Source organism: Streptomyces smyrnaeus (assembly GCF_017676345.1).
Taxonomy (GTDB): domain Bacteria; phylum Actinomycetota; class Actinomycetes; order Streptomycetales; family Streptomycetaceae; genus Streptomyces; species Streptomyces smyrnaeus.
On the sequence record NZ_JAFFZM010000006.1, the window covers coordinates 146,007 to 171,964 of the forward strand.

General features: G+C 69.4%; 30 protein-coding genes and 2 pseudogenes. 16 read left to right on the forward strand and 16 right to left on the reverse strand.

Annotated features, from left to right (window positions below):
- Positions 1-182: 182 nt before the first annotated feature.
- From JW613_RS12065 to JW613_RS12110, 10 genes are read right to left on the reverse strand one after another with little or no spacing between them, the layout of a single operon-like run.
- Positions 183-488 (reverse strand): gas vesicle protein K, encoded by a 306-nt coding sequence (locus JW613_RS12065; RefSeq protein WP_209210797.1) that lies wholly within the window; start codon positions 486-488, stop codon positions 183-185.
- Entirely contained in the window at positions 485-724 is a 240-nt protein-coding gene (locus tag JW613_RS12070) for a gas vesicle protein (RefSeq protein ID WP_180289756.1), read from the reverse strand. Before JW613_RS12070 ends, JW613_RS12065 begins: the two co-directional genes overlap by 4 nt.
- On the reverse strand, positions 711-1,616 hold the full coding sequence (locus tag JW613_RS12075; protein ID WP_209210798.1) for a GvpL/GvpF family gas vesicle protein: 906 nt from the start codon (positions 1,614-1,616) through the stop codon (positions 711-713). The genes JW613_RS12070 and JW613_RS12075 overlap by 14 nt, the downstream gene beginning before the upstream one ends.
- Positions 1,613-2,023: a gas vesicle protein gene (locus JW613_RS12080; protein ID WP_209210799.1), complete on the reverse strand. Its 411-nt coding sequence runs from the start codon at positions 2,021-2,023 to the stop codon at positions 1,613-1,615. The genes JW613_RS12075 and JW613_RS12080 overlap by 4 nt, the downstream gene beginning before the upstream one ends.
- A 12-nt stretch (positions 2,024-2,035) precedes the next feature.
- Positions 2,036-3,109 (reverse strand): SRPBCC family protein, encoded by a 1,074-nt coding sequence (locus tag JW613_RS12085; RefSeq protein ID WP_209210800.1) that lies wholly within the window; start codon positions 3,107-3,109, stop codon positions 2,036-2,038.
- 5 nt (positions 3,110-3,114) lie between these two features.
- The gene (locus JW613_RS12090) at positions 3,115-3,762 is read right to left on the reverse strand and encodes a hypothetical protein (RefSeq protein ID WP_209210801.1); all 648 of its coding nucleotides are present in this window, start codon (positions 3,760-3,762) and stop codon (positions 3,115-3,117) included.
- Positions 3,759-4,118 (reverse strand): gas vesicle protein GvpG, encoded by a 360-nt coding sequence (locus JW613_RS12095; RefSeq protein WP_209210802.1) that lies wholly within the window; start codon positions 4,116-4,118, stop codon positions 3,759-3,761. The genes JW613_RS12090 and JW613_RS12095 overlap by 4 nt, the downstream gene beginning before the upstream one ends.
- Before the next feature lies 1 nt (position 4,119).
- Entirely contained in the window at positions 4,120-4,899 is a 780-nt protein-coding gene (locus JW613_RS12100) for a GvpL/GvpF family gas vesicle protein (RefSeq protein WP_209210803.1), read from the reverse strand.
- A 2-nt stretch (positions 4,900-4,901) separates the two neighbouring features.
- Positions 4,902-5,423: a gas vesicle protein GvpJ gene (gene gvpJ, locus JW613_RS12105; protein WP_209210804.1), complete on the reverse strand. Its 522-nt coding sequence runs from the start codon at positions 5,421-5,423 to the stop codon at positions 4,902-4,904.
- 54 nt (positions 5,424-5,477) lie between these two features.
- The gene (locus tag JW613_RS12110) at positions 5,478-5,807 is read right to left on the reverse strand and encodes a gas vesicle protein GvpO (RefSeq protein ID WP_209210805.1); all 330 of its coding nucleotides are present in this window, start codon (positions 5,805-5,807) and stop codon (positions 5,478-5,480) included.
- A gap of 331 nt (positions 5,808-6,138) precedes the next feature.
- Between JW613_RS12110 and JW613_RS12115 the strand changes: the two genes are divergently transcribed.
- From JW613_RS12115 to JW613_RS12125, 3 genes are read left to right on the forward strand one after another with little or no spacing between them, the layout of a single operon-like run.
- Positions 6,139-7,236 carry a type III polyketide synthase gene (locus JW613_RS12115; RefSeq protein WP_209210806.1) on the forward strand — a complete coding sequence of 366 codons (1,098 nt, stop codon included), beginning with the start codon at positions 6,139-6,141 and terminating at the stop codon, positions 7,234-7,236.
- Entirely contained in the window at positions 7,233-7,817 is a 585-nt protein-coding gene (locus JW613_RS12120; RefSeq protein ID WP_209210807.1) for a cupin domain-containing protein, read from the forward strand. Before JW613_RS12115 ends, JW613_RS12120 begins: the two co-directional genes overlap by 4 nt.
- Positions 7,814-9,016: a cytochrome P450 gene (locus JW613_RS12125; RefSeq protein WP_245225445.1), complete on the forward strand. Its 1,203-nt coding sequence runs from the start codon at positions 7,814-7,816 to the stop codon at positions 9,014-9,016. Before JW613_RS12120 ends, JW613_RS12125 begins: the two co-directional genes overlap by 4 nt.
- A gap of 274 nt (positions 9,017-9,290) precedes the next feature.
- On the opposite strand, the gene JW613_RS12130 is transcribed toward JW613_RS12125, so the two are convergent.
- Positions 9,291-10,409: a DUF4062 domain-containing protein gene (locus JW613_RS12130; protein WP_209210808.1), complete on the reverse strand. Its 1,119-nt coding sequence runs from the start codon at positions 10,407-10,409 to the stop codon at positions 9,291-9,293.
- 78 nt (positions 10,410-10,487) lie between these two features.
- On the opposite strand from JW613_RS12130, the gene JW613_RS12135 reads away from it, so the two are divergent.
- Positions 10,488-10,940: a hypothetical protein gene (locus JW613_RS12135; RefSeq protein WP_209210809.1), complete on the forward strand. Its 453-nt coding sequence runs from the start codon at positions 10,488-10,490 to the stop codon at positions 10,938-10,940.
- 67 nt (positions 10,941-11,007) lie between these two features.
- Here JW613_RS12135 and JW613_RS12140 read toward each other — a convergent pair whose 3' ends face one another.
- Positions 11,008-11,538 (reverse strand): NUDIX domain-containing protein, encoded by a 531-nt coding sequence (locus JW613_RS12140; protein WP_209210810.1) that lies wholly within the window; start codon positions 11,536-11,538, stop codon positions 11,008-11,010.
- A gap of 1 nt (position 11,539) precedes the next feature.
- On the reverse strand, positions 11,540-12,895 hold the full coding sequence (locus tag JW613_RS12145) for an NsdA family TPR-like regulatory protein (RefSeq protein WP_209210811.1): 1,356 nt from the start codon (positions 12,893-12,895) through the stop codon (positions 11,540-11,542).
- 223 nt (positions 12,896-13,118) lie between these two features.
- Here JW613_RS12145 and JW613_RS12150 point away from each other — a divergent pair, with 223 nt between their 5' ends.
- The 5 genes and pseudogenes from JW613_RS12150 to JW613_RS12170 form a co-directional block, all read left to right on the forward strand.
- Positions 13,119-13,868 carry a hypothetical protein gene (locus tag JW613_RS12150; protein ID WP_209210812.1) on the forward strand — a complete coding sequence of 250 codons (750 nt, stop codon included), beginning with the start codon at positions 13,119-13,121 and terminating at the stop codon, positions 13,866-13,868.
- Positions 13,869-13,949: 81 nt separating this feature from the next.
- Positions 13,950-14,861, forward strand: coding sequence for a phosphotransferase family protein (locus JW613_RS12155; RefSeq protein WP_209210813.1), 912 nt, complete (start codon positions 13,950-13,952; stop codon positions 14,859-14,861).
- 1 nt (position 14,862) lies between these two features.
- Positions 14,863-15,555: a class I SAM-dependent methyltransferase gene (locus tag JW613_RS12160; protein WP_209210814.1), complete on the forward strand. Its 693-nt coding sequence runs from the start codon at positions 14,863-14,865 to the stop codon at positions 15,553-15,555.
- Positions 15,556-15,589: 34 nt separating this feature from the next.
- Positions 15,590-16,135, forward strand: coding sequence for an HAD domain-containing protein (locus tag JW613_RS12165; RefSeq protein ID WP_209210815.1), 546 nt, complete (start codon positions 15,590-15,592; stop codon positions 16,133-16,135).
- Between the two features lie 324 nt (positions 16,136-16,459).
- Positions 16,460-17,124: pseudogene (locus JW613_RS12170) on the forward strand (site-specific integrase); the annotation flags it as partial.
- Positions 17,125-17,134: 10 nt separating this feature from the next.
- Here JW613_RS12170 and sodN read toward each other — a convergent pair.
- Complete coding sequence (sodN, locus tag JW613_RS12175) at positions 17,135-17,530, reverse strand: superoxide dismutase, Ni (protein WP_099884084.1); 396 nt, start codon at positions 17,528-17,530, stop codon at positions 17,135-17,137.
- A gap of 163 nt (positions 17,531-17,693) precedes the next feature.
- Between sodN and sodX the strand changes: the two are divergent.
- Positions 17,694-18,023: pseudogene (sodX, locus tag JW613_RS12180) on the forward strand (nickel-type superoxide dismutase maturation protease); the annotation flags it as partial.
- Positions 18,024-18,067: 44 nt separating this feature from the next.
- Here sodX and JW613_RS12185 read toward each other — a convergent pair.
- On the reverse strand, positions 18,068-18,742 hold the full coding sequence (locus JW613_RS12185; RefSeq protein WP_307865869.1) for a CGNR zinc finger domain-containing protein: 675 nt from the start codon (positions 18,740-18,742) through the stop codon (positions 18,068-18,070).
- A gap of 77 nt (positions 18,743-18,819) precedes the next feature.
- On the opposite strand from JW613_RS12185, the gene JW613_RS12190 reads away from it, so the two are divergent.
- Positions 18,820-19,605 (forward strand): class I SAM-dependent methyltransferase, encoded by a 786-nt coding sequence (locus tag JW613_RS12190; protein ID WP_209210817.1) that lies wholly within the window; start codon positions 18,820-18,822, stop codon positions 19,603-19,605.
- A gap of 156 nt (positions 19,606-19,761) precedes the next feature.
- Here JW613_RS12190 and JW613_RS12195 read toward each other — a convergent pair whose 3' ends face one another.
- Positions 19,762-20,958, reverse strand: a complete 1,197-nt coding sequence (locus JW613_RS12195; protein WP_209210818.1) for an NAD(P)-dependent malic enzyme — start codon at positions 20,956-20,958, stop codon at positions 19,762-19,764.
- A 531-nt stretch (positions 20,959-21,489) separates the two neighbouring features.
- Between JW613_RS12195 and JW613_RS12200 the strand changes: the two genes are divergently transcribed.
- The 5 genes from JW613_RS12200 (at position 21,490) to JW613_RS12220 (ending at position 25,918) form a co-directional block, all read left to right on the forward strand.
- Positions 21,490-22,446 carry an ABC transporter substrate-binding protein gene (locus JW613_RS12200; protein WP_245225448.1) on the forward strand — a complete coding sequence of 319 codons (957 nt, stop codon included), beginning with the start codon at positions 21,490-21,492 and terminating at the stop codon, positions 22,444-22,446.
- A gap of 89 nt (positions 22,447-22,535) precedes the next feature.
- A complete protein-coding gene (locus JW613_RS12205) occupies positions 22,536-23,468 on the forward strand; it encodes an amino acid ABC transporter permease (RefSeq protein WP_209210952.1) in 933 nt (310 codons plus the stop codon).
- Positions 23,465-24,226 carry an amino acid ABC transporter ATP-binding protein gene (locus JW613_RS12210; RefSeq protein ID WP_280635147.1) on the forward strand — a complete coding sequence of 254 codons (762 nt, stop codon included), beginning with the start codon at positions 23,465-23,467 and terminating at the stop codon, positions 24,224-24,226. The genes JW613_RS12205 and JW613_RS12210 overlap by 4 nt, the downstream gene beginning before the upstream one ends.
- Positions 24,227-24,308: 82 nt before the next feature.
- Positions 24,309-25,214, forward strand: a complete 906-nt coding sequence (locus tag JW613_RS12215) for a TIGR03620 family F420-dependent LLM class oxidoreductase (protein WP_209210819.1) — start codon at positions 24,309-24,311, stop codon at positions 25,212-25,214.
- A gap of 110 nt (positions 25,215-25,324) precedes the next feature.
- A complete protein-coding gene (locus JW613_RS12220; protein ID WP_209210820.1) occupies positions 25,325-25,918 on the forward strand; it encodes a Uma2 family endonuclease in 594 nt (197 codons plus the stop codon).
- Positions 25,919-25,958 lie beyond the last annotated feature (40 nt).

A 25,958-nucleotide genomic window follows, 5' to 3' on the forward strand; every position in this document is an offset into this window, starting at 1 on the left:
AGGCGTCCCGGGCCGCTCGGGCCCGCCGCCGATAGGCGCGGCGGCGGGCCCCACACCGGCGGGGAATCGCCGTCCAAGCCCCCGAGGTGTGCCCCCGCGGCAGAGCCGCCGGGGTTCTCCATCATCCCCTTCGGCGACCGCTTTCCGCGCGACTTCGGGCAAAAGAGCGGCAGTTGGGCCCCTCAGCGCTCCAGCAGCGTCCCCAGCGGACCGAGGTCGAGGTTCAGATCGTCCCTGGTGAGACCGTGCTGTGCGCACAGCTCGTCCATGCGTTCGTTCAGCAGCATCAGCGTCGTGCCGATCCGCTCCTCCTGCTCGTCGGTCACGTCGCCCTGATCGCAGCGGTGCAGTGCCTGGCGCTCCATGAGCTGGCGCAGCAGCTCCACGACGGTGAGGACGAGACAGACCAGATCCCGGCCCACCCGGTCGGGGTCCAGCTCCAGCCTGCCGTTCCTGCCGCGTGCCGGTCCGCCTTCCGTACCTGTCACAGCGGGCCCCCGTCTCCCCAGGGAGCGGCGACGCGTTCGTTGACCGAGGAGAGCAGCGCGTTCAAGGAGAGCCGCACCAGCGGCACCTCCGCGATCGCCAGCACCAGGTCGCCGCTGACCACCACGCCCGTGGCCAGCACGCGGTCCAGCAGGTCGACCAGCGGCACCCCGATCGGCGCCCCGCTCTCCGGTCCTTCCCAGGGCACGACCTCGCCCACGTGTTCACCCACGGGCATCGGGCTCACCCCCGTCCACGAAGGAGCCGTCCACGAAGGAGTACGGCACCCATGGCCCGGTGACCTCCACCTCGACGCTGCGGCAGGCGGGGGAGCGCCGGACTTCCCGCACCGCAGCGGCCACGTCGTGCTCGTCCCCCTCGGCCACCAGGTAGGCGGCGTTGAGCAGTTGGACGCCGCGCTCGCCGGTGAGCGTCGTCTCGTGCGTGCGCAACCGTCTGCTCGCCACCGCGATACCACGCAGTGCCCGGTCCACGGCCTCCGCCGCGGCGAGCCCGGCCTGCTGGCGCCGCTCGCGGTCCTGGCGTGCGCCGCGCACCCGCTCCAGATACGCGCGCCCGGAGCGCGCGCCGGAGCCTGCGGCGCCCGAGCCGGGGGCACCTGAGCCGGGGGCGCCCGCGGCCTCGGCGGATCGGTCCGGCTCCTGTTTCGCCTCCGGCCGCGCATACACCTTGACGCCCCATTCGACGCGGCCCGTGATGCGCTTCAGCACGGCCAGGAAGCGGCGCTCGTCCGCACGCAGTGCCACCCGGGCCCGCTCGTCGCCCAGATAGAGGGTGGCCAGCGGCAGCGGCAGGGTCGGAGCGCTGCCGGCCATGGCGGCGATCACCGAGTGATGGGCGCGGGCGCAGCGTTCGAGCTCCGCGCGGTCGGCCAGCCGCTCCCGCAGGTTCTCCGCATCGAACTCGGCCGCGGGGACGTCCTGGACGACCGCCTCCAGCGAGCCGAACCGCAGCAGACGCACCGGCGTTCCCGGCGCCTGCCCCGGCAGTCCGGCCACTGCCGCCGGGTCGCCGCCACGGCAGACGGCGAAGACGTAGGTGGCGACGGCTGCTGAGGTCTCCGTGCGGAGTGGTTGCCGCGGGCCCGGTTGCTCAACCGTCCGAGTCATCTGCCGTCTGCCTCCTTCACATGGTGCCAGCTGTGGCTCCGGCGCTCGTCGTCCCAGCCCGCGTCCCGCCGGCTGGGTCGTTCCTCACCCTCGGCCGCCTCCAGTTCGGCGATCCGCTCCCGCAGCCGCTGGTTCTCCTCGTCGACGGCGTCGCGATGGGCCCGGGTGGAGAGGGCCGGGTCGGTCTCCCACCAGTTGATGCCCGCCTTCTTCGCCGTCTCGACCGAGGAGACGAACAGGCGGAGGCGGATGGTCAGCAGCTCGATGTCGAGGAGGTCGATCTTGATGTCCCCGGCGATCACAATGCCTTTGTCCAGTACCCGTTCGAGGATGTCCGCGAGGTTGGCGGGTCCGGAGGGGGTCGAGGGGGCGTGGGCGATCGTCCGCTCGGCGGTGCGCTCGGTCACGGTCGGCCTGCCTCACCGTGCGTCATCCTCGTCCTCCTCGTCCTCGTCCTCGTCCTCGTCGTCATCGTCTTCGTCTTCGTAGTCCTCGTCCTCGTCGTCCTCTCCGTTCCGGCCCCCGCCCCCGTTCCCGTCGTCCTCGTCTTCGTCTTCGTCCTCGTCGTCCCTCTCGTCGTAGTCCTCGTCCTCCTCGCCCTCGGCCCGCTCGTCCTCGTCGGACTCCCGCCCCTGGCGGTCCTGCTCCTCTTCCTCCTCCTGGCGCACCACGTCGTCGTGGCTGCGCACGACCTCCCCGTCCCGGATCTCGCCACGCCAGCCGTCCACGCCCTCGGCCTTGAGCGTGACGTAGCGCTGGAAGTGCTTGAGGTCGAGGCGGAGCCGCCTGCCCTGGGCGCGCCAGATGTTGCCGGTCTTCTCGAAGAAGCCGGAGGGGTAGTACTCGACGACCGCCGTGACGCGGGTGAGGTTCTCGTCGAGGCGGTGGAAGCTGACCGCACCCTTGGTGGTGCCCTTCGAACCCTCGGACGTCCACACGATCCGCTTGTCCGGGATCTGCTCCTCGACGGTGGCGTCCCAGCTGCGCGTCGAGGGCCAGACGCGGACCTTCCAGGTGGACTTGGTCTCGTCCTCCTCGTCCCGCTGCGCGCTGCTGACGCCGTTCATGAAGCTGCCGAAGTCCCAGTACTGCGTGAACTGGTTGTAGACCGTGCGCAGCGGGCGGCCGATGTCGACGTGCTCGATGATGTTGATGGCCTTCAGGTCCCCGGGCTTGCTGCTGCCCCCGCCGACCGCTTCCTTGGCCTTGTCGACCACCTTGTTCTTGGCGCTCTTCGCCTTCTCCTTGGCGGCGGCCTTGACCGGGCTCTCGCCCTGCAGCGTGCGGGCCGCCATCCCGGCCATGCCCCCGCCGTCACCACCGCCCTTCCCGTCGCCGGGCAGCAACTTGCTCGGGTCGGCGAGATGGGTGAGTTTGTCGGTGGCCTTGCCGACGGCCTGTCGGCCGACCGCACCCAGGTACTCCATCAGTTCCTCGCGCACCCGGTCCAGAGGTGAGCCACCGTCGTCCGTCTTCTTCTGCTCCCCTGCCATGGCACCTACCTCCTGCGCTCGGACCGGTCGGCGGACTTCTCGCGGGAGCCGTCGGAGGACGACCTCCTGCCCGTGTCACCGGAGGGCGCTCCCCTCGCGGGCCGGTCGGACGACGCCCTCTTCCGGGGCCGGTCGGACGACGGCTTCTCCTTCCGCCGCCCGGACGACGCATCCCCTCCGGATGAGGACCTGCGCCCGCCGCCGCCCTTCTCGGCCTCTTCACCGTCCCGGTCCCGGTTCCGGTCCTCGTTCTGGCCCCGGTTCCGGCCGTCGTCCCGGCCCTCGTCCTCGTCCCGGTTCCGGCCGTCGTCCTGGTCCTGGTCCTGGCCCTGGCCGTCTTCGCCGCCGAGCCGGTCCCTGCGGTCGCGGAGTGCGTCGGCCAGCGACTCCAGCCGGCGGTTGGCCGTGGAGCTGACCGCGGTGCGTGCTGCCGCCACCAGTTGGTGCTTGACCTGGTCGGTCAGCTCCTCGAACTGCGGGGTCTCGGCGAGTTTCTGGATGCCCTGGCGCAGCAGTTCCTGCGGATCGAGGCCGAGCCGCCGTCCTGCCACCACCGAACCGACGGTCAGCGCCAGCTTGGCCTTCCTGGTACGGCCGAGGAAGTAGCCGCCCGCGACGGCGGCGAGGACCGCCGCCTTGTAACTGTCAGTCATGACTGGTCCCTTGAGCTCGGTCTGTCCTGGTCTGTCGCTGAGTCGCGAGGGACTGCCCCGGGGTCCCGGGCGTCCTCGTCGGTCAGGGTCCGTACCCGGGTGCGGGTCATCGCGGTCGGTCCGACGAGCGGTGCGCTCTGCTCCAACTGGTCGAGCAGGCGCTCCTCCTCCTGCTCGAACTCCTCCTCGGAGAGCTCTCCCTCCTCGTAGGCGCGGTTGAGTTCGCCGAGGCGGGCCCGGAGCGTGGCCGGGTCGCACAGTTCGCGCTCAGCGGCCTCCAGCAGTCGGTCGGCCACCCATTCGACGCCCCGCACCGGGGCCAACGGCAGCAGCAGCACCCCGCTGAAGAGCCCCATGTCAACTCCCCGTCACGGCGTACTGGGCGGACGGACGGCCGGGCGGCGCCGGCTCGGCGCCGTCCTGGGGCACGAAGCTGTAGCAGGGCAGCGGGCCGGTCAGCCGTAGCTCCACGCGCTCGGCGTGCGCGGCGGCGAAGCGTTCCACCTCCGCGCGGAACCGCTCGCTGACCGCTTTCGGCACGAGGAACGAGCCGTTCAGCACGCACCCGGGCACGTCGGGTCCCCGTACGAAGTCGTCGGCGAGGGCGGTGAGGGCGGGAAGAACCTCCTCCACGGCCTCCGCCGCGCGACGGGCCAGCCCCTCGGCGACCGCCTGGCCGAGCCGTACGTTTCCCTCGTAGGAGGGGGTGCGCCGTACCTGGGTCATCAGCCGCCGTACGCCCGCGTCGGCCCTGACCAGGGCCTCGATCTCGGACTGTGCCGGGGTGGCCTTGAGGTTCAGCTCTGTGCGGCCGCGCAGGCGTTCGAGGACGGCCAGATGTCCCGCGGTGGCCGCCGCGACGGCCTCCTCCACCGTCCTGGCGTCCTCGGCAACCATGCCGAACCGCATCGGCAGTACCGGCGCGTCGGTCCCCAGCCGCATGAGCAGGTCCTGATGTGCCATGAGGTCGCGACGGCGCGCGCGCAGATCGTCCGGTACGTCACTGACCACCGCCGCGAGCGCGCCCGCCGGCAGCAGCCGGACCGGTGCCGGAGGGCGGCCCACTCCGCGGGCGTCCGGCGGGAGGGCCCGGCCCGCGTGGACGATGCCGTAGACGTACACCCGGGAGGCGGCCATGCTCACGCCTCCTCGGAGCGACGGGAGTCGCCTCTCGACCGGCCGCCACCGGAGCCACCGGAGCCGCGGGAGCCGGAGGCGGCCTCGGCGGTACGGCGCTTGCGCGGCCTGTCCTCGGTCTCCTCCAGCCTGTCCCGCTCCTCCTCGGCCCGCTCGTCCTCGTCCTCGTCCTCACCCGCCACCCCGATGGCTTCCTTGACCTTGCCACCGACCGATTTGGCGGCCCTTTTCGCGCCGGTCCTGGACAAACCGCTCGCCATACCGGAGAAGAGCTCGGGCACGGTCCTGCTGGTCGCGTCCTGGTTGAGGTCGAGCCGGTTGCAGACCTCGGCGAAGCGCAGATACGTGTCCACACTGGCGACCACGATCCGGGCGTCGATCTTGAGGATCTCGATACCGACGAGCGACACCCGGACGAAGACATCGATCACCATGCCGCGATCGAGAATCAGTTCGAGTACGTCGTAGAGGGTCCCGGCGCGCGGCACGCACGCCACGGCCTCGTTGTAGGTGGTGGTCGTCATGGGTGGCTCTTCCTCTCGGGCGGTGACGGCACCTCGGGGCGGGAACGGGAACCGTCAGTCGTCGCTCGCACCACGCCGGTAACGCCGGATCCTGCGGTACTGGGTGAGCTCTCCCTTTCCGTCGAGCTCCACCTCGTAGGTGGCCAGGAGGCTCGTGGTGTCCGGGATGCGCGGCACTTCCAGCACATCGACGTGCACGCGCCAGCCCTCCTCGGCGCGGCGCACCGCCGACACCCCTTCGGCCCGGTGGCCGATCAGCCGGCTCAGACCACGACAGGCACGCCGCGCCGCATCCTCCGGGCCCTTTGTCCGGGAATCGGACCGTTTCGAGGCAGCGGCGGACTTCGTCGCCGTCCGCGTGTGCCGTTCACGTTGCTCAGGCATACATACAGTCTGTTTACATGTGCGCACTTTCCGCACATGGGGCTGATCCGTTCGGGCGCGGGTCCTGAGGGAGGGTCGGTCGCCGCCGGGCGGCCGTCGGCCTCGGCGGATGCCCGATCCCGGCGCCATGAGGAGCCCGGGGCGGCGGGGCGGGGGAGGGGGATGAGGAGGGGGAGGGCTGCTGGGGTGCGGCGCCGCGGGGAACGGCGGCGTGGCGGTCTGTCCCCTATGGTGCAGTTGATGCCAAGGAAGGCAACTGTGGCCGCTAGGTGGTCAGTTGACCCTCTTTAGGTGGAGTATCCCTCGGTGTCGGCCCGTCGTTGTACCTTCCATGGCGACATTGTGCAGGCCTGCTGTGCAGGTCCCGCCACATGTGATCACGATGGCGGACACACTCGCACTCGCACGTTCACGGCACGCTGACCACCCTCAACTCCCGCTGGTGCTCCGGCTGATCGAGAACACCGGCGTCCGGACGAGACACCTCGTACAGCCCCTGGACCTGACGCTCAGTCACCCCGGCTTCGAGGCCCGGAACGCGGTCTACGAGTCCGAGGCCAAGGCCCGGGTGCCGCAGGTGGTCTCCCGGGCGCTGCGGGCCGCCGAGCTGGGCGCGGAGGACATCGACCTCATCGTCTACGTGTCCTGCACGGGCTTCATGATGCCCTCGCTCACCGCATGGCTGATCAACACCCAGGGGTTCCGCTCCACGACCCGACAGCTGCCCATCGCACAGCTGGGGTGCGCGGGCGGCGGCGCGGCGATCAACCGGGCACACGACTTCTGCACGGCACACCCCGAAGCGAACGCGCTCATCGTCGCGTGCGAATTCTGCTCCCTGTGCTACCAGCCGACCGATGCGGGGATCGGCTCGCTGCTGTCCAACGGCCTGTTCGGGGACGGGCTGGCAGCCGCGGTGGTGCGCGGCGCGGGCGGAACAGGCATCCGGCTGGAGCGCAACGGCTCGTACCTGATCCCGAAGACCGAGGCCTGGATCTCCTACGACGTACGTTCCACCGGCTTCCACTTCGTCCTGGACAAGCGGGTGCCGTCCACCATGGGTCCGCTCGCGCCGGCGCTGGGCGAGCTGGCGGCACTCCACGGCTGGGACGTCACCGCCCTGGACTTCTACATCGTGCACGCCGGCGGCCCCCGCATCCTGCTCGACCTGGGGGCGTATCTGGAGGTGCCGCAAGACGCCTTCCGGTTCAGCCGGGCCACGCTGACCGAGTACGGCAACACGGCCAGCGTGGTCGTGCTGGACGCCCTTCGCAGGCTCTTCGAGGAGGGCGGGCCCGGCGACGGGGCGCGGGGGCTGCTGGCCGGATTCGGGCCCGGCATCACGGCGGAGATGGCGCTGGGCCGGTGGCGGACGGCCCCGACAGCCATCCCCGAGAGCCCTGCCGAAGGAGCGCTGAGTCCCTCATGACGAGTACCGGACACGAGCACGCGGCACCGGAGCCGCGCTCCGGGCCGAGCACCGGCCTGGTGGTGCCACCGGGCCGGGGCCGCACCGTACGGACCGCTGCCCAGCAGGTCACCTTCAAGGTGACGGGGCAGCACTCGCGTACCGCCTCCAGCTTCGAGGTGGTCGTACCGCCCGGCTTCGATGTCGGAGCGCACGTCCATGCCCGCAGCGAGGAGTTCTTCTACGTGCTGGAGGGCGAACTCGACATCTTCGCCTTCGAGCCGCTGGTCCGCAGCGGCGACAGCTGGCGGGAGTGGCGGTCGGCCGCGGGTGACCGCGTCGTCCGCGCCGTACCCGGCACCGTCGTACTGGTGCCGCCGGGCTGCCCGCACGCGTTCGCCAATCCGACCGGGTCCCCCGCCCGGATGCTGTTCCAGTCGGCGCCACCGCCGGATCATGAGCGGTACTTCGAGGAGCTGCTGGAGATCCTGGCCACGGGAGAGCCCCCGGACGCGGAGCTCGTCGCCGGACTGCGCGCCCGCTACGACATCGAACAGCTCACCCCGCTCCGGCACGGCCCGCGCGGGGCCGAGGAGGGATGAATGTGTCGGAGTGCCCGCTGTACGAGGTTCCGGACAGCCCGCCCGAGCTGACGTTCGATCCGTTCCTGCGGAACGCCCTGGATGCGCCGGTCTCCCGCATCCGGCTGCCGTACGGGGAGGGGGACTGCTGGCTGGTCACGCGCTACGACGATGTCCGGTTCGTCACCTCTGACCCCCGATTCACCCGGGACATCACCGGTCGCCCCACGCCCCGGATGACCAAACACCTCATCCCGCTGGACCGGGCCGTGAGCTTTGTCGATCCGCCCGACCACGCACGGGTGCGCTCCGTGGTGGCCCCCGCCTTCACCCGGCGCGCGGTCGAACGGCTGCGCCCCCGGGCACAGACGATCCTGGACGGGCTGGTGGACGACATGCTGGCGGCCGGACCTCGGGCCGATGTCGTGCGTTCCGTCGTCTCACCCTTTCCGCTGGCCGTGGTGGGCGAGGTGCTCGGCACCCCGCCCGAGGACCGGCCGCAGCTGCGGGACTGGGCCGAAGTGGTGCTCACCCGGGCGACGGACCAGGCGGGCCTCGAACGTGCCCAGCAGGCCAAGGCCGCGGCGTCCGGGTACTTCCGCGCGCTGGCTGCACAGCGCCGGTACCGGCCGGCCGACGACCTGATGACGCGGATGGTGGGGGCGGTCGAAGCGGGCCGTATCGACGAGGAGGAACTGCTCGCACTGGCCACGCTGATCGGGCTCAACGGCTGGCACGCGGTGCGCAACAACGCCTCCAACATGGTGTATCTGCTGCTGACCCGCGCCGAGCTGCGCGAGCGGCTGCTGTCCGAGCCGGAGATGGTGCCGCAGGCGGTCGAGGAGCTGCTGCGGTGGATCCCGCACAAGAACGGGGTGGGGCAGCCGCGGATCGCCACCGAGGACGTGGAGGTCTCCGGTGTGCTGATCCGCCGCGGCGAGGTGGTCCAGGTCTCGTACGTGGCCGCGTGCCGGGACCCTGGGCACTTCCCCGACCCCGACGCGATCGACCTCGACCGCCAGGGCCCGCCGCATCTGGCCTTCGGGAACGGGCCCCACCACTGCGTGGCGCCGCTGCTGGCCCGGATGGAGGCCGAAGTGCTGTTGTCCACCCTGCTGCGCCGGCTGCCCGGGCTGCGGCTCGCCGTGCCCGCCCAGGAGATCGCCTGGCAGCGCAGCGTGCTCATCAGAGGGCCCGTCGGACTCCCGGTGACCTGGTGACCAGCCGGCCTGGTGACCTCGGCGACCGGGTCACCGAGCGGGCGAGCGGGCCGGCCTGTTGAACGGGCCCGGACGACCCTCCGGCGCGGATGGCGCCGGCCGGTGGGTCCGAAAGGCGTTCAGCCCTTCTTGGTCTCCCAGTAATGGGCCGGGTCGGTGACCTGCGGGTATCTTCCCTGCGGGTCGCTGACCTGGCCTTTTGCTGATGGCTGGCGATGGGGGGTGACGGTCGCTGTTGGGTGTTCTACGGACTGTGTGCGGACTGGATGCGCTGTTACGAGCCTGAGGGGTGCTGTTTGATTAGGGCTCGAGACAGGATGCCAGCCACCTCCTCGGCTCCCGTGTCCAGCGCGGCCAGGCTAGTGGACTCATCCGGCTCCGTTTGCAGCGTGAATGAGCGGGCGTAGGCGCTGAGATCGGCACGGGTACGTGACTGATGTGGGTTGAATCTGTCGACCTGGGTCATTTTGGGATTTGATACGCCGATCGCCACAACGATGCGCTCATTTTGGATCAGGTCCAGTGCGCCGTTGAATCTCAGCAGGGAGGCGACTTGCTGGGACAGTGCGTCGTGATCGAGAATGGAACCCATATTGTCTCGGGGGAGCGTCGCCCGCAGGGAGACTTGGCCCGACTTGTGCAAGCGAACCTCCACCAGTTCACCGTGCTGAGGAGCGTCAAAGGCGCGAGGTCGAGCAACGGAGATTCCGACGATTGCGTGCTCTCGGGAGCTCGACGACGTCAGAGCGACGCTGCTTTTGACCACCCCGGCCCGGCGGATCCGGTCCGCCAGCGAGGTGCCAAGTTCGTCGAGTTCCCTTGCCGAGTAGCCCGGAAAACCCACCGGAAGTACCTGTAGTTCCAACAAGGGAAGACTGGTGTCAACGTCGACGCCAGCCTGGTCGAGGCTCCAACGCAGAGAAACGGGCTGCGTCAAGGGGGAAAAGGACAATGGGGACCGCTCTGACTCCACTTCTTTGACCTTGGCTACGATTTTGGTCATTAGCTCGGTCGTGTTGTGAAATGAGTCGCGGAACCCGCCGGTGGCGTAAGCCTCCACCGTTCGGGCGAAATCTTGTTGGGCGTCCTCGAAGGTGACGCCCAACTTCCGATAGACCCAGCGCGGCTTGCCCGCTGTCTTGGCCGCGACCCACTCATCGTGTGTTGCTGATTGCCCTGTCTCGGGGAAGACGTGACCGTAGGACGGCCCGAGCAGGAAGACGCAAACGTCCGCGGAGTCGAGGGCGGCTAGGCATGCCTGCCTGCTAGGTGTGGTCTGCGCGGAGAAGTCCTCGAACAGGACGGGGGTGTGTCCAACCGCGCGAATGAGGCCAGGCAGCGCGTCGCGCTCCTCCTCCAGTCCCTTGCGGACGCTGCTGATGAAGATTCTCACGCTACGATCTCCATTGCTGAAGGGTTCGGCGAAGCGAACCGGACGGCCAATGAGTGGCTGAGGTAAGGGGGTTGCTTCATGGCTGAAGTCTCGGATGAGGCGATACGCGCCTACTGGAAGGAGCACCGGGAGCAGCTACGGCAGTGTGAGACTCAACGCTCGACACTGAGCAGCCTTCTTCTCGTTATCACTGCTGCCTTGAGTGCTCTCATTGTCCAGCAGAAGTTCTCGACGTACGTCATGCCTCTGTGTCTTTTCGTGGCGTTGACTGGAGGATACGGGGCGGTGGCGGTCTCTAAGTACTTCGAACGGGCGTCCTATCATCTTTCTCAGGCGCGAGCCCTAACCAAGGATTTGGTGGAGCTGGGTGTGCTGGGCTCTGACGAAAGACTGATACGTGCGAGGGTTGATCACTACCGTCTTTTTCCTCGGCTGCATCGCATTCGTCTTCATCGCCTGTGGGTGATTCTTCACCTTGCCATCGCCCTGTACGGACTTTGCCTATTCAGCATATGCGTGGCCGTGGCGTGATGTCCGGTATCCGTGTGCTTTGCTGGTGGGGCTTCGGTGACCGTTTCAGTTCATCAAGGGTAAGCCCCTACCCCCAGCCGTCGAGGGAGACTTCCTGACCACCCATGAGGTAGCGGTAGAGGGCACTCGCGGTTGTGTTCACGAAGTCCGTAGGAATGGCGTCGGCATCGACCCAGCAAACCTGGGCGTGCTTGCGCGGCTCGCGGTTTTCTGGTTCGCCCGTCCACTCGTGGGCGGCGAAGACGACGGTGAGGAAGCCGTTGGGGGCCTCGACGCCCCAGGCGCCGTGGATGATGTGGGCGACTTTGAGGGACTCGGGCTTCACCGTGAGGCCGGTCTCCTCGTAGAGCTCGCGTGCGGCGGTCTCGGTGATCGGTTCGCCCGGCTCGCTCTTGCCGACGGGGAGGTCCCACATTCCCTGGGCGAACTTGGCGTTCTCGCTGCGTTGGAGGAGGACGACGCGGTTGGTGGCCTTGTCGTGGACGATGACGGCGGCGACCAGCAGGGTCATCGATTCGAGCGCCGGCCTGAGGGCCTTCGGCTGGTCGTCGGTCTGCTGGGCCACGGTGTTCCCTTCGTCGGGCGGGTTGTTGGGCATGTTAGGCGAGGGCCTCGCAGGCGCGGCGGGCGAGATCGGCGGCGCCGGGAACGCGGCGGCGCTGGTAGACCGCGAGCGTGGAGCGCATTGAGGTGATCGCCTTGCGGGTGCGGTCGGAGGTCATGCCTTCCATGAGGACCAGGGCTTGGGTCCAGGCTGCGACGGCTTCGTCGGCGCGGGCCTGGGCGGCGAGGCTGTCGCCGAGGTCGGCGTGGGTGAGGGCATGGACGCGCTTGTACTTCGCGGGGTCCCAGCGGGTGAGCGCGTCCCGGTGCTGCTGTTCCGTGCCGATGTGGTCGGCGAGGTCGGTCAGAGTGCGGGCGGTGTGGCTGGCCACGGTGCCGGCGGCGGGGCCACTCACGCGGGAGTAGCTGGGCTGGGGACCGTCCTCGCGGAGGAGGGCATCCTCGGCGGCGAGCAGGGCGCGCGCGGCCGACGAGTTCTCGTCGGTGGCGGCATAGGCGCGGGCGTGGGTGATGTGGAGGAGGGCCTCGGTCTGGCCGTCGACGTGGCCGAGACCTGTCCGTAGGGCGCCTTCGACGAGGTCGACGCAGTGGTGCGGCTGCTTGAGGCTCAGCGCCTGGTGGGCGAGGGCGCGCATCATCCAGGCGGCGTGGCCGTGGGGGTCGGCTTCGCAGGCCAGCTTGTAGCCGACCTGGTAATAGCGCTGGGCGGCGCCTTCCTGGCCGAGGTCGTGGTGCTTCCAGCCAGCGAGGTAGGTGAGTTCGGCGACGGCGCCGAAGGCGGCCCGGCGTAAGGCTTCGCTGGGGAAGCGTCCGCGCAACATGGGGGCGGCTGTGTCGGCGAGGTATGCGGTGACGGTGGTCAGGCCGTGCCCGCCGCCGAGGCACTCGTCGGCGGCGCTGAAGGCCGCGGTGATCTGGCGTACGACGTCCACATCCTCCGCGCCGACCAGCGACGTGCCCGTGCGAGCGCGAAGCATGCGGGCGGTGGCCTCGTGGTCGTAACCGAGTGGCATGGCGACACCTGCGGTGGTGAAGGCCGCGATGGCGAGGAAGCGGCGGCGCTCGACGTCGGCCCGGCCCAGGTCGGTGGCGGCGAGGACAGGGTCGGATTCCGCCGGCGCTTCGTCATCGCTGGCCTGGAGGCCGATCTCGGTCGGGGTGATCGTGCGCCCCGCTCGGCGGGACAGCGCCTCGGACAGGTACTGACCTACCCGGCCCGACGGGGCTCGGGTGCAGTTCACCCAGTGCGAGATGGCCGACTTGTTGGTCTGGAGGATCTCGCCGTTCTCGGCGGCGATGCGCCGCACGTCTCTGGCGAGGTTCTCGTAGGTGCAGTCGGCCGCCGCGATGACGTCGCGCAGACGGGAGTTAGGTTCTCTCTGCGCCGTCACGATCGCCTCCGCCCTGGAGCTGTAAACCGCGTATACCGCTTCAACTGCCTTCCACCGTACCCACTGAGCGTGACCACAGGTTCACTTATCAGCAGCCGCCCGGAACGGCGCGACAGTGGTCCAGGCTCCCCCTTGGTCCGGGCGGTACCCCCGAAGTTCCGTACGCCACATCGGGCTCGGGCATTCCCGTGCCCGCGTCCAGACGAACAGAGACGGAGACACGGTGACCACTATCGACACCACGGCCATCACGGTCGAGCTGCCCGAGGCGTTCGACCAACGCTGGAGCCGCCTGCCCGGCCTCCAGGTCGACGGCTGGCGCATCACGATCGACCCGGCCGAGTACTTCTTCCGCTTCGAGTCGAACACGTGGCTCGTCGCCGACTGGGAGCTGGTCAAGTCCCAGCTCCTGGACGTCGACGAGACGACCGAGAGCGCGGTCGAGCAGCTCGCGCTCGACTTCATCAAGCAGCACAGCGAGTCCACGTCCGACGCGGCCCGCGTCCTGGCCACCGCGTACGAGGTGTACGCGTACCTCTTCCGCGAAGAGCACCTGGCCGGCCTCGGCCTGCCGCAGATCACCGCCGACCACCTGCGGATGCTCCGCGAGGCGGCCACGCTCATGGCACTCAACAAGGTCGAGCTGGACGGGCACATCTCCAACGTCGGCCCGTGCTGGTTCTTCCCCGCCGCCACCTCCGTCGTCTTCGACCTGGACGACGAGATGGGCGGGATGCTCGACGAGGTCTACCACGGCGGCTGGTTCAACGAGCACCGCCGGATCGAGTCCATCAAGGCCCACGCCGCGCTCGGCGGCCGGCTCGTGCACGGCTGCCAGTCCGTGCCGGACCAGTCCGGCGGCGTGGTCGCGCCCTACGGTGCCTCGATGGCGAACTTCCGCGACGACCTCGCCGCGTTCAAGGCGGGCTGGATCGCGCAGGTCTACGTCCACCGCGTGAACCCCGCCGCGTAACCCACCACCCGATCAGGCTCCGGGGCGGGCCGACGTCTCTCGCCCGCCCCGGACGCCACCACCCATCCCCGGAGCCCTCCCGTGACCACGAACCCCAGCGCCGAACTCCTCGACAACCTGATCACCGCCACCGGCCAGACCACCGCCGTACGGGAGGAGGTGCGCGTGTGGTCCATGTCCGGAGTCGAGCGGGTCACCTTCCCCGACGGCACCACGGCCATCTTCAAGTACGCCAAGAAGCCCTTCGACAGCGAGGACCAGGCCCTTCGCCTTGCCCACACCCTCGGCGTCCCCGTCCCCCAGGTCCACGCCTCCGCCGTCCTGGACGGCTGGCTCGGCATGCTCATGGAGGACCTCGGACCGTCCGTACGCGAGGCCGACGACCTCGACGGCGTCGCCGCGGCCGTGGTCCTGCACGGCACCCGTACGGCTCCGCCCTTGCCCGTCCTCGACCAGGAACGGCTGCGGACGCTCCCGGCCCGGGCGCTGGAGCACCTCGAACGGCTGCGCAAGGTCGATCGGTGGCAGGATGCCGACGACGTCGAGGACGCGCTCGACCGGATCGCCCAGGCTGCCGAAGCCCGTTCGGCCGGAGCGACGTTGGAACCGTTCGGCTGGGTGCACTCGGAGTTCCACCCCACCAGCCTCCACATCGGGGAGCGCGGCTGGCGGCTGCTCGACTTCGCCCGCGCCTTCACCGGCCCCGGCCTGCTCGACCTCGCCAGCTGGCACGGCACCATCGATCCGCCGCACCCCGTGCGCCTGCGCGTCTTCCTGGAGCAGTACGTCACCGCCGGTGGCACCCCCGACGCCCTCGCCCCGCGCGGTGGGCTCACCGCCGAGAACTGGGCCCTGGGCTGGCACCGCATGTGGGCCGTCGAGTGGTTCATGGAGCAGGCCATCCGCTGGATCAACGACCCGGCCACCGACCCCGCCTACATCAAGGCCGTCCGCCGCCACCTCACCGACGTCCTCCACCTCCTGGAGATCTGACGTGCTCGCCCAGGCATCCCCCTGGCACGCCCACGCCGCCCAGCGCACCGCCGCCGGACTCGCCGAACCTCTGGCCGTACCCGCCCGGATGGAATGGACCACGAGACCCGGCCAAAGTCCCGGAGCCGAGATCCTCGGCCCCGACCTGCGCGGCAAGCGACTCCTGGAACTCGGCTGCGGCCCCGGCCACAACGCCGCTCACCTCGCCACCCGCCACGGCGCCCACGTCACGGGCATCGACCTGGTCGGCCTCCAGGTCCGGCGCGCCCGCTCCCACTACGGACGGCTGAACAACCTCACCTTCGTTGCCGGCCACGCCCTGCACTGCCTGCACGCCTCTGACGAGCAGTTCGACGCGATCTACTCCGTCTTCGGCGCCGTCGGCCTCGTCGCCCCTGAGCTCCTGCTGCCAGCCATCGCCCAGCGCCTCACGCCCGGACGAGTGCTCGCCTTCTCCGTCCCCCACCCGCAGCGCGGCGGCCGCAGGCCCTCGGGCGACGACCGTCCCCGCCGCGACCACGTCACCCTGCCCGACCGCACCCGGCTTCCCATCGCCCGCTGGGAGTTCTCCACGGACCGGTGGGAGAAGCGCCTCAGCCAGGCGGGCTTCTGGCTCACCTCAGCCCAGGAGTTCCACGACCCCCGCATGGGTCACTGGCCCACCACCCTGCTGATCCGCGCGCGCAAGCTCTGACCAGCCATTCGCCCGGCTTCCCTTGGAGGAACGGATGCGCCCGCCCTACCTGCTCCTCGACATCGACGGCGTCCTCATACCCTTCCCCGACGAGCGCGGCTCGACCCCGGCCACCCACGCCCGCCATGACGTCGTCCCTGCCGGCCGCAACGCCGACAACCCGGTCACCGTCTGGCTCAACCCCGACCACGGCCGCCTGCTCATGGACGCCATCCGCACCGGCTTGGTCACTCCGGTCTGGTGCACCAGCTGGCGGCAGGACGCCAGCACCCTCATCGGGCCCCTTCTCGACCTCCCGGCCCTGCCGTACGTCGATCTCCCGCGTCCGCAGATCACCACCAGCCACCCCAACGGCTACCTGTGGAAGCGCGATCACGTCGATACCTGGCTGGGCGACGCCCCCGCCGTCTGGATCGACGACGACTTCACTGACCTCGACCACGCCTGGGCGGCGGAGCGCACCGCCCGTGGAACGGCGACCCTCCTCGTGCAGCCCGATCCACACCTCGGGCTGCAGCCCGACCACCTGACCGAGGTGACGAAGTGGGTCGCGCAGTTGCCCGCAGCCCGTGCCGCCTGACGACTGATGCCCTCGCTGCCACGGGCAGCGAGGGCATCAGCGTGCACTGTCGGGTCTGGTGGCCTCGGGCATCGTTCCGTTTCGGAACGGGACGTCGTTCAGCAATCGAACACGACCGCCCTTCAGAAACGGAACGACCTGCACCATTTCCTCGGGGAAACAAGCCGAGTGTTCCCTGAGGGAACACTCCCGCTGCTCCCTCAGGGAACATGCGCGCCTGGGCGTGTCAGCTTTGCGTTACCGCCCCCTTCGCAGGGCGTCTGGCTGGGAGCGATCGGCCACTGGTGTGGCTGGCCGGTTTGGCGTGGTGGACATGGACGACGTGTCGAGCAGGTCGAGGCGATGGCGCGGGTGATGCCGCCGTACATCCGCGCGGCCGTCGTCACCCTTGCTGGGCCAGGGCTTCGCATAGGCGAGCTGCTCGGTCTGAAGGTGTCGGACGTCGACTTCAAGGCCGGCACCATCCGGGTTGAGCGGCAGCGTCTCCAGCAACCCGGAAGGATCGGCCCGCCGAAGAAGACAGCCAAGTCCCGGCATACCGTCCCGGTCGGCGAAGTGGTCACCGACGCGCTCCTCGCGCATCTCGCCGCACGCCCCTCCAAGGAATGGCTCTTCGCGATGGAGGAGGGCGAGCCGCTTAACTACCGGCGGTGGAAGACCGAGTGGAACGGGGCTCGCAAGGCGCTCCAGGCGGCCGAGAACGGGGCCGCCGAGCGGGAGGGCCGTAAGGCCGTCGGGCTGCCGCACATGGTCACCCACGACCTGCGGCCCTTCTACGCCTCCGCGCTCATCACCGGCGGCGCGAGCGCCAAGCAGGTGCAGCTCGTCCTCGGGCACGCGTCCGCCGTCTCACGCTGCGGGTCTACGCGCACCTCTGGCCCGGAGAAGAAGACCGCACCCGGGCCGTCATGGACGCCGTGCTCGGCGGCCTGCGGACCGGGTGCGGACAGCTAAGCGGCGCGCCCCGCGAAAGTGCAGGTCAGGCCGCCGAGAGGGAGATCAGCCCTTCTTGGTCTCCCAGAAGATCTTGTCGATCTGGGCGATGTAATCCAGCGCCTTCTGCCCGGTCGCCGGGTCGGTGGACCCCTTGGCCGTGCTGAGCGCCTTGAGGGTGTCGTTCACCAGCTGGTGCAGCTCCGGGTACTTCTCGAAGTGCGGCGGCTTGAAGTAGTCGCTCCACAGCACCGAGACGTGGTGCTTGGCGAGCTCCGCGCGCTCCTCCTTGATGGTGGTGGCCCGGGCCCGGAAGTGCGGGTCGTCGTTGGCCTGGTACTTCTCCTGAATGGCCTTCACGGACTCGGCCTCGATCCGGGCCTGCGCCGGGTCGTAGACGCCGCACGGCAGGTCACAATGGGCACTGACGCGCACCTTGGGGGCGAACAGTCGGGAGAGCATAAAAGCCATCCTTCCTCGTGATCGTCTTCTCACGTGCGAGATTACTCCGTGTGGGAAGCCTTTTCGCGTGTGCCCCCACGGGCTTAGGACAAAAGTCCAGTGACGGGCTGGATCTGCTGGAGTAATCGGGCCGGAGGCGGCCTTGGGACCGGAGGCGCAGAAGATGCCGGAGCGTACGCCGCAGCGCGGGCCGACCCACGATGCGCAGGACCCGGAGCGGGGCGGGCACGGTGGGCTGCTGAAGCGGGTCGGACTTGCCGAGGTCTACAACCCCTCGATGGAGCCGACCCTCTTGCCCGGGGACCAACTGGTCGTCACCTACGGCGCCGCCGTACGTCCGGGTGACGTGGTCGTGCTGCGCCATCCCTTCCAGCACGATCTGCTCATCGTCAAACGCGCCGTCGAGCGGCGCTCCGGCGGCTGGTGGGTACGGGGCGACAACCCGCGGGTGAAGAACGACAGCCGGGAGTTCGGCGTGGTCCCCGACGACCTCGTCGTGGCCAGGGCGTGGCTGCGGCTGCGCCCGCCGCGCGGGCTTCAGCGCTCGCCGCGCTCGGTTGCCCGCTGGTCGGCCTCGGTCGTGCGGCCGCTGGTCGGGCCGCTGCGGTCGCGTCCGCCCGCCGAAGGTGCGTCCTCGGGAGCGGCCGGGCTGCTCTCCAGGCGCTTGCGGGCGCGGTAGGCCGCCACATTGGCACGGGTCGCGCAGCGGTCGGAGCAGTAGCGGCGCGAGCGGTTGGTCGAGGTGTCCAGATAGGCGTTGCGGCAGGGGGTCGCCTGGCAGATCCCCAGCCGGTCGACGCCCAGGTCGGTGAGGTGGAAGGCGAGCCCCATGCAGGCCGTGGCCGCGTAGGCGGCGGTGGCGTTGGCGGGCTGCTCGGCGAGGTGCATGTGCCAGCGCGGACGCCCGTCGTCGTCCAGGTCGCCGTGTCCGGAGATCTGCGGACTGGTCGGGAACTCCATCAGCAGCGCGTTGAGCAGATCGACGGCGCGTACCTCGTCGCCCTCGGAGGCCGCGGTGAAGACGGCGCGCAGCCGGGTGCGTACCGCGCGGAGCCGGTTGACGTCGGCCTCGGTCGCCCGCCGGGTCATGGTCCCGTGCGTCCCGAAGAGTTCGCGGACAGCCTCGACAGAGGTGAGGGTGTCTTCCCCGCGCTCGGGTTGCTCGCTGTTCACCAGGCGCACTGCCAGATCTGAGTAATAGTTCAGTTCCACTTGTGATCCTTACGGCGGGCGTTCTATTGTCGGTAATAGCTGAATCCACCACGAGCGTATTACGGCGGAGGGCAGGTATGACGACCCACGCACTGAACGAGGCCGACTGGAAGCGCTGGCAGGAGAGTTGGGACCGGCAACAGGAGTGGTACCTGCCCGACCGCGAGGAGCGGTTCCGGGTCATGCTCGACATGACCGAGGCCCTGGTGGGCCCCGAACCCCGGGTGCTCGACCTCGCCTGTGGTACGGGCAGTATCTCGGACCGGGTTCTGCGACGGCTGCCGAACGCGACGACTGTCGGTGTCGACCGCGACCCCGCGCTGCTGTCCATCGCGCGCGGCACCTTCGCCGGTGACCGGCGGGCCACCTTCGTGACGGCCGACCTGAGCGACCCGGACTGGCCCACCCTGTTGCCCGAGGGACCCTACGACGCCGTACTGACCGCCACGGCACTGCACTGGATGCACACCGAGCCGCTGCGCGCCCTCTACGGCCGGCTCGCCGGAGTGGTACGGGAAGGCGGCGTCTTCATGAACGCCGACCATATGCCGGACGAGTCGACACCGCGCATCAACGCCGCTGTGCACATCTACGAGGAGGAGCAGCGCAAGCGGCGGCAGGCGGAGGGCGCGCTCGACTGGAGCGGATGGTGGCGGGCGCTCTCCGAGGACCCCGCGCTGGCGGCGGTCGCCCAGGAGCGGTTCGCGCTGTTCGGGAACCCCGCCGAGGTGCGACACGACCACAACAATGAGGAGTTCCAGACCGCGGCATGGCACGCGTCGACCCTGCGGGAGGTCGGCTTCGCCGAGTCCCGCACGGTGTGGGCCTCCCCCACGGACGCGCTCGTCCTCGGCCTGCGCTGAGGCGCCCGGCATGGGGGCCGGCAAGCGCAGGAGGGCTCCCGTTCAGGGGCGCGGGGAACTGCGCGACCAGTCACGAACAATCCGCGGTCCGCACACAACCGATAGTGGCGCCCCCTCACCGGACACCGGCGAGGGGGCGGCCCCGAAAGTGTCCGGCTAACGCCGCGCGACGCCTTCCGCTCGCGCCGCAGCCGCGACGGCGGAGGTCACCGCGGGTGCCACCCGCTCGTCGAAGGGGGAGGGGATCACCCGGTCCGCGCTCAGTTCGTCGGCGACCACGGCGGCGAGCGCCTCGGCGGCGGCCAGCTTCATGCCCTCTGTGATGTCCGTGGCACGGACCTGCAGCGCTCCGGCGAAGATGCCCGGGAACGCCAGCACGTTGTTGATCTGGTTCGGGTAGTCGCTGCGCCCGGTGGCCACGACGGCCGCGTACTTGCGGGCCACGTCGGGGTGGATCTCCGGGTTGGGGTTGGCCATGGCGAAGATGAACGAGCCCTCCGCCATCGTCGCGACGGCCTCCTCGGGCACCGTGCCGCCGCTGACGCCGATGAACACATCGGCGCCCTCCAGCGCGGCGTCCAGGGAGCCGGAGAGGCCCGCCTTGTTGGTGAAGCCGGCAAGTTCCCGCTTGACCTGGGTGAGGTCGTCGCGGTCGCCGGAGACGACGCCCTTGCGGTCGCAGACCGCGACGTCCCCGATGCCCGCCTCGACGAGGATCTTCGCGATGGCGACACCGGCGGCGCCCGCCCCGGAGATGACGGCACGCAGCGAGCCCAGCGCGCGGCCGCTCAGCTTCGCCGCGTTGCGCAGCGCCGCCAGCGTGACGATGGCCGTTCCGTGCTGGTCGTCGTGGAAGACCGGAATGTCCAGCCGCTCCTTGAGGCGGGCCTCGATCTCGAAGCACCGGGGTGCCGAGATGTCCTCCAGATTGACGCCACCGAAGGACGGCGCGAGCCGCGCCACCGTCTCCACGATCTCGTCCGTGTCCTGGGTGTCCAGCGCGAGCGGCACCGCGTCGACGCCGCCGAACTGCTTGAAGAGGATGGCCTTGCCCTCCATGACCGGGAGCGAGGCACCCGGGCCGATGTCGCCCAGGCCGAGCACCGCGCTGCCGTCGGTCACCACCGCGACGACCTGAGACTTCCAGGTGTAGTCGTCGACGAGCTCGGGCTGTTCGGCGATGGCGCTGCAGACCTTGGCGACGCCCGGCGTGTAGGCGAGGGACAGGTCGTCGGCGTCCCGCACCGGCACGGTCGCCTGGACGGCCATTTTGCCGCCCCGGTGCAGGGCGAACGCCGGATCGATCACGTCCGACTCCAGCCCGTCCTTCTGATTGACGATCTCCGCTGCCACTGTGTTGAACCCCTTTGTCGAATCTGTGTGAGGGTGACCGCTCCCTGCGGTGAGGAACGGGCGGGCACCACGTCCGATTCCCGGGCGAGCGGCCTGTCGCGGCCCGGAGGGAGGTACGGACGCCGGGCGCGCCGCACACGCGCCCTGGTCCCCGGGTGAGGGGTGTAATCGACCTTTCTACCCGACACCGGCCGCCGGGGACGACCTACTTCTGGCCGTACCGGTATCCAAGCTGGCGGAATGCGGGGCAAAGTGTCTCGACTCCGGCTCGAAGTCCGCAGAGTGAGACAGGCGGCCGGTGTGAGGGACCGCACTTCGGTCGGTCGCCCCCTTTACGGCCTTTCGCCGTGCCCTGTAATCGGAGTCGGGTATCCGTTATCCGATTTTGACCTCGGAGGCGTCCTGCTGCCGCTTGTCCGGATGGCAAGATGCCCCCCATCGTTCATCCGTTCATCCGTCGGACACGGTCGCGACATCCGAAGGTGTGTGCCCGACCCCACGGCTTCCCCCGCATCCCAGGAGGACCCGCCCATGACCGTAAGCAGGCTCATGACCGCCGGCCGGGCTGCACGTGTGGCCACGCGGCGTGCCGGGATCGTGCCGGTGGCCCTCGCGGTCGGCGGCGCCCTGCTGCTGGCCGGCTGCGGTGACCAGACCGACGGCGCGAGCGGCGGCTCCGGCGGCGGAAGCGGCAAGCTGAACTCCATGCTGCCCGACAAGATCCGCAGCGCGGGCGTCATCAAGGTCGGCACGGACGCGGCGTACAAGCCCATGGAGTACAAGGAAGGGGCCGAGATCGTCGGCCTCGACCCCGACCTCGCCGAGGCGATGGGCAAGAAGCTCGGTGTCCGTTTCGAGTTCACCAACGGCACCTTCGACGGTCTGATCACCTCCATGCAGACCGGCCGCTTCGACATGATCATGTCCTCGATGACGGACACCAAGGACCGCCAGGAGGGCCTGGACGACAAGGGCAAGAAGGCGGGCAAGGGCGTCGACTTCGTCGACTACCTCTCCGCGGGCTCCTCGATCCTGGTCAAGAAGGGCAATCCGGAGAAGATCGAGTCGGTCGACCAGATGTGCGGCAAGAAGGTGGCCACCCAGCGCGGCACCACCTCGCACGAGATCCTCAAGGCGCAGACGAAGAAGTGCGTCAAGGACGGCAAGAAGAAGATCGACATCGAGCCGTACAACACGGACGACGAGGCCCGGGTGCGGCTGAAGACCGGAGGCGTCGTCGCCGACATCTCCGACTTCCCGGTCGCCGCCAACGCCGCCAAGTCCGGCGCCGACTTCGAGGTCGTCGGCGAGCAGATGCAGTCGGCTCCCTACGGCATGGCCGTCAGCAAGGACAACAAGAAGCTCCGCGACGCCCTCAAGGCCGCCATGAACGCGATCATCGAGGACGGGTCGTACAAGAGGGCGCTGGAGAAGTGGGGCGTCCAGGACGGCGGCTTGAAGAAGGCCACCATCAACGCCGGTGACTGAGCCACGCGGCGAAGACTCAACCGACACACCCGCAGGACGCCGAGGACGCTGAGAGGCAAGCCCCCGTGACACCACCCACCACCGAGAAGATGCCCTCCGGCGGGGCACCCCCGTCGAAGGCGGCCCCGGAGGCCATCAAGGCCATACCCGTACGGCACTACGGGCGGTATGTCGCCGCCGTCGTCGTCATCGCACTGCTGGGGCTGTTGGCCAACGCGGTCGCCAAGGCGGACCTGCAATGGTCGGCGATCCCCGACTTCTTCTTCGACGGGCAGATCCTCGAAGGCGTCAAGAACACCATCGTGATCAGCGTGCTGTCCATGATCATAGGTCTGGTGCTCGGGGTCGTCCTCGCAGTGATGCGGATGTCGAACAACCCGGTGACCTCGTCCGTCGCATGGGGCTACATCTGGTTCTTCCGCGGCACGCCCGTCTACGTACAGCTGCTGCTGTGGTTCAACCTGGCCCTGATCTTCCCGGTCCTCAACATCATGCCCATCTACAAGGACGAGATGACCGACGTCATGACTCCGTTCATGGCGGCGCTCCTCGGCCTCGGCCTCAACGAGGCCGCGTACATGGCGGAGATCTGCCGGGCCGGTATCCAGTCGGTGGACGAGGGCCAGACCGAGGCCTCGCAGGCGCTGGGCATGACGCAGGGGCAGAACATGCGGCGCATCGTGCTGCCCCAGGCGATGCGGGTGATCGTGCCGCCGACCGGAAACGAGTTCATCAACCTGCTGAAGACGTCCGCGCTGTGCGAAGTGGTCATGTACGAGGAGACGTTGCGCAAGGCCCGCAACATCGGCAACAACTCGGGAGCGGTGGTCGAACTGCTTCTCGTGGCCACCCTGTGGTTCCTGATCGTCACCACCGTGTTCAGCATCGGCCAGTACTACCTGGAGCGGCGCTACGCCAAGGGCTCGTCGCGGCAGTTGCCGCTCACCCCGCTGCAAAAGGTGCGCCAGAACCTCTTCACCTGGCACCGTCGGCCCGCACGCTCCGGAGGCATGAAGTCATGACAGTCATGGTGAAGTCCGAAGCGGTGCACAAGTCGTTCGGGCACGTCGAGGTCCTCAAGGGCATCGACCTGGAGGTGAAGACCGGCGAGGTCTTCTGCATCGTCGGCCCCTCCGGTTCCGGCAAGTCCACCTTCCTGCGGTGCATCAACCACCTGGAGAAGATCAACGCCGGGCGGCTGTACGTCGACGGCACGCTCGTCGGCTACCGCGAGAAGGGCGGCAGGCTCTACGAGCTGCGGGACCGTGAGGTCGCGGCCCAGCGGCGCGACATCGGCATGGTCTTCCAGCGCTTCAACCTCTTCCCGCACATGACGGCGGTGGAGAACGTGATGGAGGCGCCCGTCCAGGTCAAGCGGACCCCGCGGTCCGAGGCCCGGCGGCGGGCCACCGAGCTGCTGGACCGGGTGGGGCTGGCCGACAAGGTCGACAGCTACCCCGCGCAGCTCTCCGGCGGCCAGCAGCAGCGCGTCGCCATCGCCCGGGCGCTGGCCATGGATCCCAAGCTGATGCTCTTCGACGAGCCGACCTCCGCGCTCGACCCCGAACTGGTGGGCGAGGTGCTCGACGTGATGAAGGCGCTGGCCCGGGACGGTATGACGATGGTCGTCGTCACCCACGAGATGGGCTTCGCGCGGGAGGTCGGCGACTCACTGGTGTTCATGGACGGCGGCGTCGTCGTCGAGTCCGGCGACCCCAAGGACGTGCTGGGCAACCCGCAGCACGAGCGAACCAAGTCGTTCCTGTCGAAGGTGCTGTAGGGGGCGTCGGCGGTGCGGCTGACGTTGTGCGTGTGGCCGCCGTTGCTGGAATAGCGGGCGCCGATGTGATGCTGTGTCCGCCATGGCATACAACGCACATCTCGGCAGGGTCGGCATCTGGGCGGGCGCGCTGCGTACGGACGACGCCGAACGGCGGCCGCAGGTCGAGGAGGCCGCCGTCGAACTGGAGGAGCTGGGCTACGGCACCCTCTGGATCGGCGGCAGCCCCTCGCCGGACATGGCGCACCAACTGCTGGCCGCGACCTCGCGGGCGACGGTCGGTACCAGCATCCTCAGCATCTGGCAGCACGCGGCCCCCGAGGTGGCCGCCCGGCACGCGCAGCTGACGGACGAGTACGGCGGCCGCTTCCTGCTCGGCCTGGGCGTCAGCCACGCGGAGGCGCAGACCGGTCACACCCTCGACCACCCGCTGGCCGATCGCCCCTACTCGGCCATGCGTTCCTACCTCGACGTGCTCGACAACGCCGCGCGCCCGGTGCCCGCCGCGGGGCGCGCGCTGGCGGCGCTCGGGCCGAAGATGCTGCGGCTGGCGGCGGAGCGTTCGCTGGGCGCCCTGCCCTACCTCGTCACCACCCAGCACACCTCGGAAGCCCGCGACATCCTCGGTGCCGACCCGGTGCTCGCCCCCGAGCTGAAGGTCGTCCTCCAGCGTCCGGGCGCCGACCGCGCCGAGGCCTATGCGACCGCGCGCGGATACCTCTCCTTCTATCTGGGCCTGGCCAACTACCGCAACAGCCTGCTGCGCCTCGGCTTCGCCGAGTCCGACTTCGAGGACGGCGGCAGCGAACGCCTCATCGACGCCGTCTACGCCATCGGTGACGCGGAGGCCGTCCGCGCCCGAGTGGACGAGTTCTTCGCCGCCGGCGCCGACCATGTCGCGCTGCAGGTGGTCACTCCGAACGTCGGCACCGAACTTCCCCGCGAGGAGTGGCGCACCCTGGCGGGGGCCATGCCGCTGAACGGCTGACGCCGCCGGGAAGCGAGTGGATCACCCGTTAGGAGTACCGGACGGGTGAATCGGTACGACAAGCCGTCTGGTCCGCCAAGACTGTCCCCGACAAGGAAGGAGGTGCCAACATGACGGTTATGGTCGAGCGGAACGCGCACAAGCCCGCAGGGCAGATGGCCGTGGAGGAGTTCGAGCAACTCGCCTCCGGGGCCCCCGAGACCGTCACGCTGGAGTTCCTCGGCGGACAGATCGGGGTCAAGAAGGTGCCGGACGGAGATCACAGCGAGATCATCAGGTGGCTGCTGACGCGGTGCATGCAGCACCGTCCGGAGCTGTTTCTGTATCCGGAGCAGGGGCTGGTGGTCGAGGCGTACCGCAAGGGGCGTGCACGGCCGGACGGAGTTCTTGCGCCGACGGATCACTTCTCCGGGCAAGGAGAGTGGGCCGATGCCGAAGGGGTCCTGATGACGGTGGAGGTCACCTCGTACGACCACGACACCGACCGGCGTGACAGATATGAGAAGCCATCTGCCTACGCGGCCGCCGGTATCCCGGTCTACCTGTTGATCGACCGGGACTCCTGCACCGTCACCGTGCACAGCGGTCCGGAACGGGGCCATTACCGCGACACCCACACCGTGACCTTCGGCGAACCGGTCGAGCTGCCCGATCCGGTCGACTTCACCCTGGATACGACGAAGTTCAAGGACTACGTGCGCTGACGGCGTGAGATGGGTCGCTCGGGAGCTGGTTGGTCTGTCC

Coding starts and splice junctions, on each gene's coding strand:
- JW613_RS12070 (WP_180289756.1), bottom strand. CDS start 724: ATGCCCGTGGGTGAACACGTGGGCGAGGTCGTGCCCTGGGAAGGACCG.
- JW613_RS12075 (WP_209210798.1), bottom strand. CDS start 1,616: ATGACTCGGACGGTTGAGCAACCGGGCCCGCGGCAACCACTCCGCACG.
- JW613_RS12085 (WP_209210800.1), bottom strand. CDS start 3,109: ATGGCAGGGGAGCAGAAGAAGACGGACGACGGTGGCTCACCTCTGGAC.
- JW613_RS12090 (WP_209210801.1), bottom strand. CDS start 3,762: ATGACTGACAGTTACAAGGCGGCGGTCCTCGCCGCCGTCGCGGGCGGC.
- JW613_RS12095 (WP_209210802.1), bottom strand. CDS start 4,118: ATGGGGCTCTTCAGCGGGGTGCTGCTGCTGCCGTTGGCCCCGGTGCGG.
- JW613_RS12100 (WP_209210803.1), bottom strand. CDS start 4,899: ATGGCCGCCTCCCGGGTGTACGTCTACGGCATCGTCCACGCGGGCCGG.
- gvpJ (WP_209210804.1), bottom strand. CDS start 5,423: ATGACGACCACCACCTACAACGAGGCCGTGGCGTGCGTGCCGCGCGCC.
- JW613_RS12110 (WP_209210805.1), bottom strand. CDS start 5,807: ATGCCTGAGCAACGTGAACGGCACACGCGGACGGCGACGAAGTCCGCC.
- JW613_RS12115 (WP_209210806.1), top strand. CDS start 6,139: ATGGCGACATTGTGCAGGCCTGCTGTGCAGGTCCCGCCACATGTGATC.
- JW613_RS12120 (WP_209210807.1), top strand. CDS start 7,233: ATGACGAGTACCGGACACGAGCACGCGGCACCGGAGCCGCGCTCCGGG.
- JW613_RS12125 (WP_245225445.1), top strand. CDS start 7,814: ATGAATGTGTCGGAGTGCCCGCTGTACGAGGTTCCGGACAGCCCGCCC.
- JW613_RS12135 (WP_209210809.1), top strand. CDS start 10,488: ATGGCTGAAGTCTCGGATGAGGCGATACGCGCCTACTGGAAGGAGCAC.
- JW613_RS12140 (WP_209210810.1), bottom strand. CDS start 11,538: ATGCCCAACAACCCGCCCGACGAAGGGAACACCGTGGCCCAGCAGACC.
- JW613_RS12165 (WP_209210815.1), top strand. CDS start 15,590: ATGCGCCCGCCCTACCTGCTCCTCGACATCGACGGCGTCCTCATACCC.
- sodN (WP_099884084.1), bottom strand. CDS start 17,530: ATGCTCTCCCGACTGTTCGCCCCCAAGGTGCGCGTCAGTGCCCATTGT.
- JW613_RS12190 (WP_209210817.1), top strand. CDS start 18,820: ATGACGACCCACGCACTGAACGAGGCCGACTGGAAGCGCTGGCAGGAG.
- JW613_RS12200 (WP_245225448.1), top strand. CDS start 21,490: ATGACCGTAAGCAGGCTCATGACCGCCGGCCGGGCTGCACGTGTGGCC.
- JW613_RS12205 (WP_209210952.1), top strand. CDS start 22,536: ATGCCCTCCGGCGGGGCACCCCCGTCGAAGGCGGCCCCGGAGGCCATC.
- JW613_RS12210 (WP_280635147.1), top strand. CDS start 23,465: ATGACAGTCATGGTGAAGTCCGAAGCGGTGCACAAGTCGTTCGGGCAC.
- JW613_RS12215 (WP_209210819.1), top strand. CDS start 24,309: ATGGCATACAACGCACATCTCGGCAGGGTCGGCATCTGGGCGGGCGCG.
- JW613_RS12220 (WP_209210820.1), top strand. CDS start 25,325: ATGACGGTTATGGTCGAGCGGAACGCGCACAAGCCCGCAGGGCAGATG.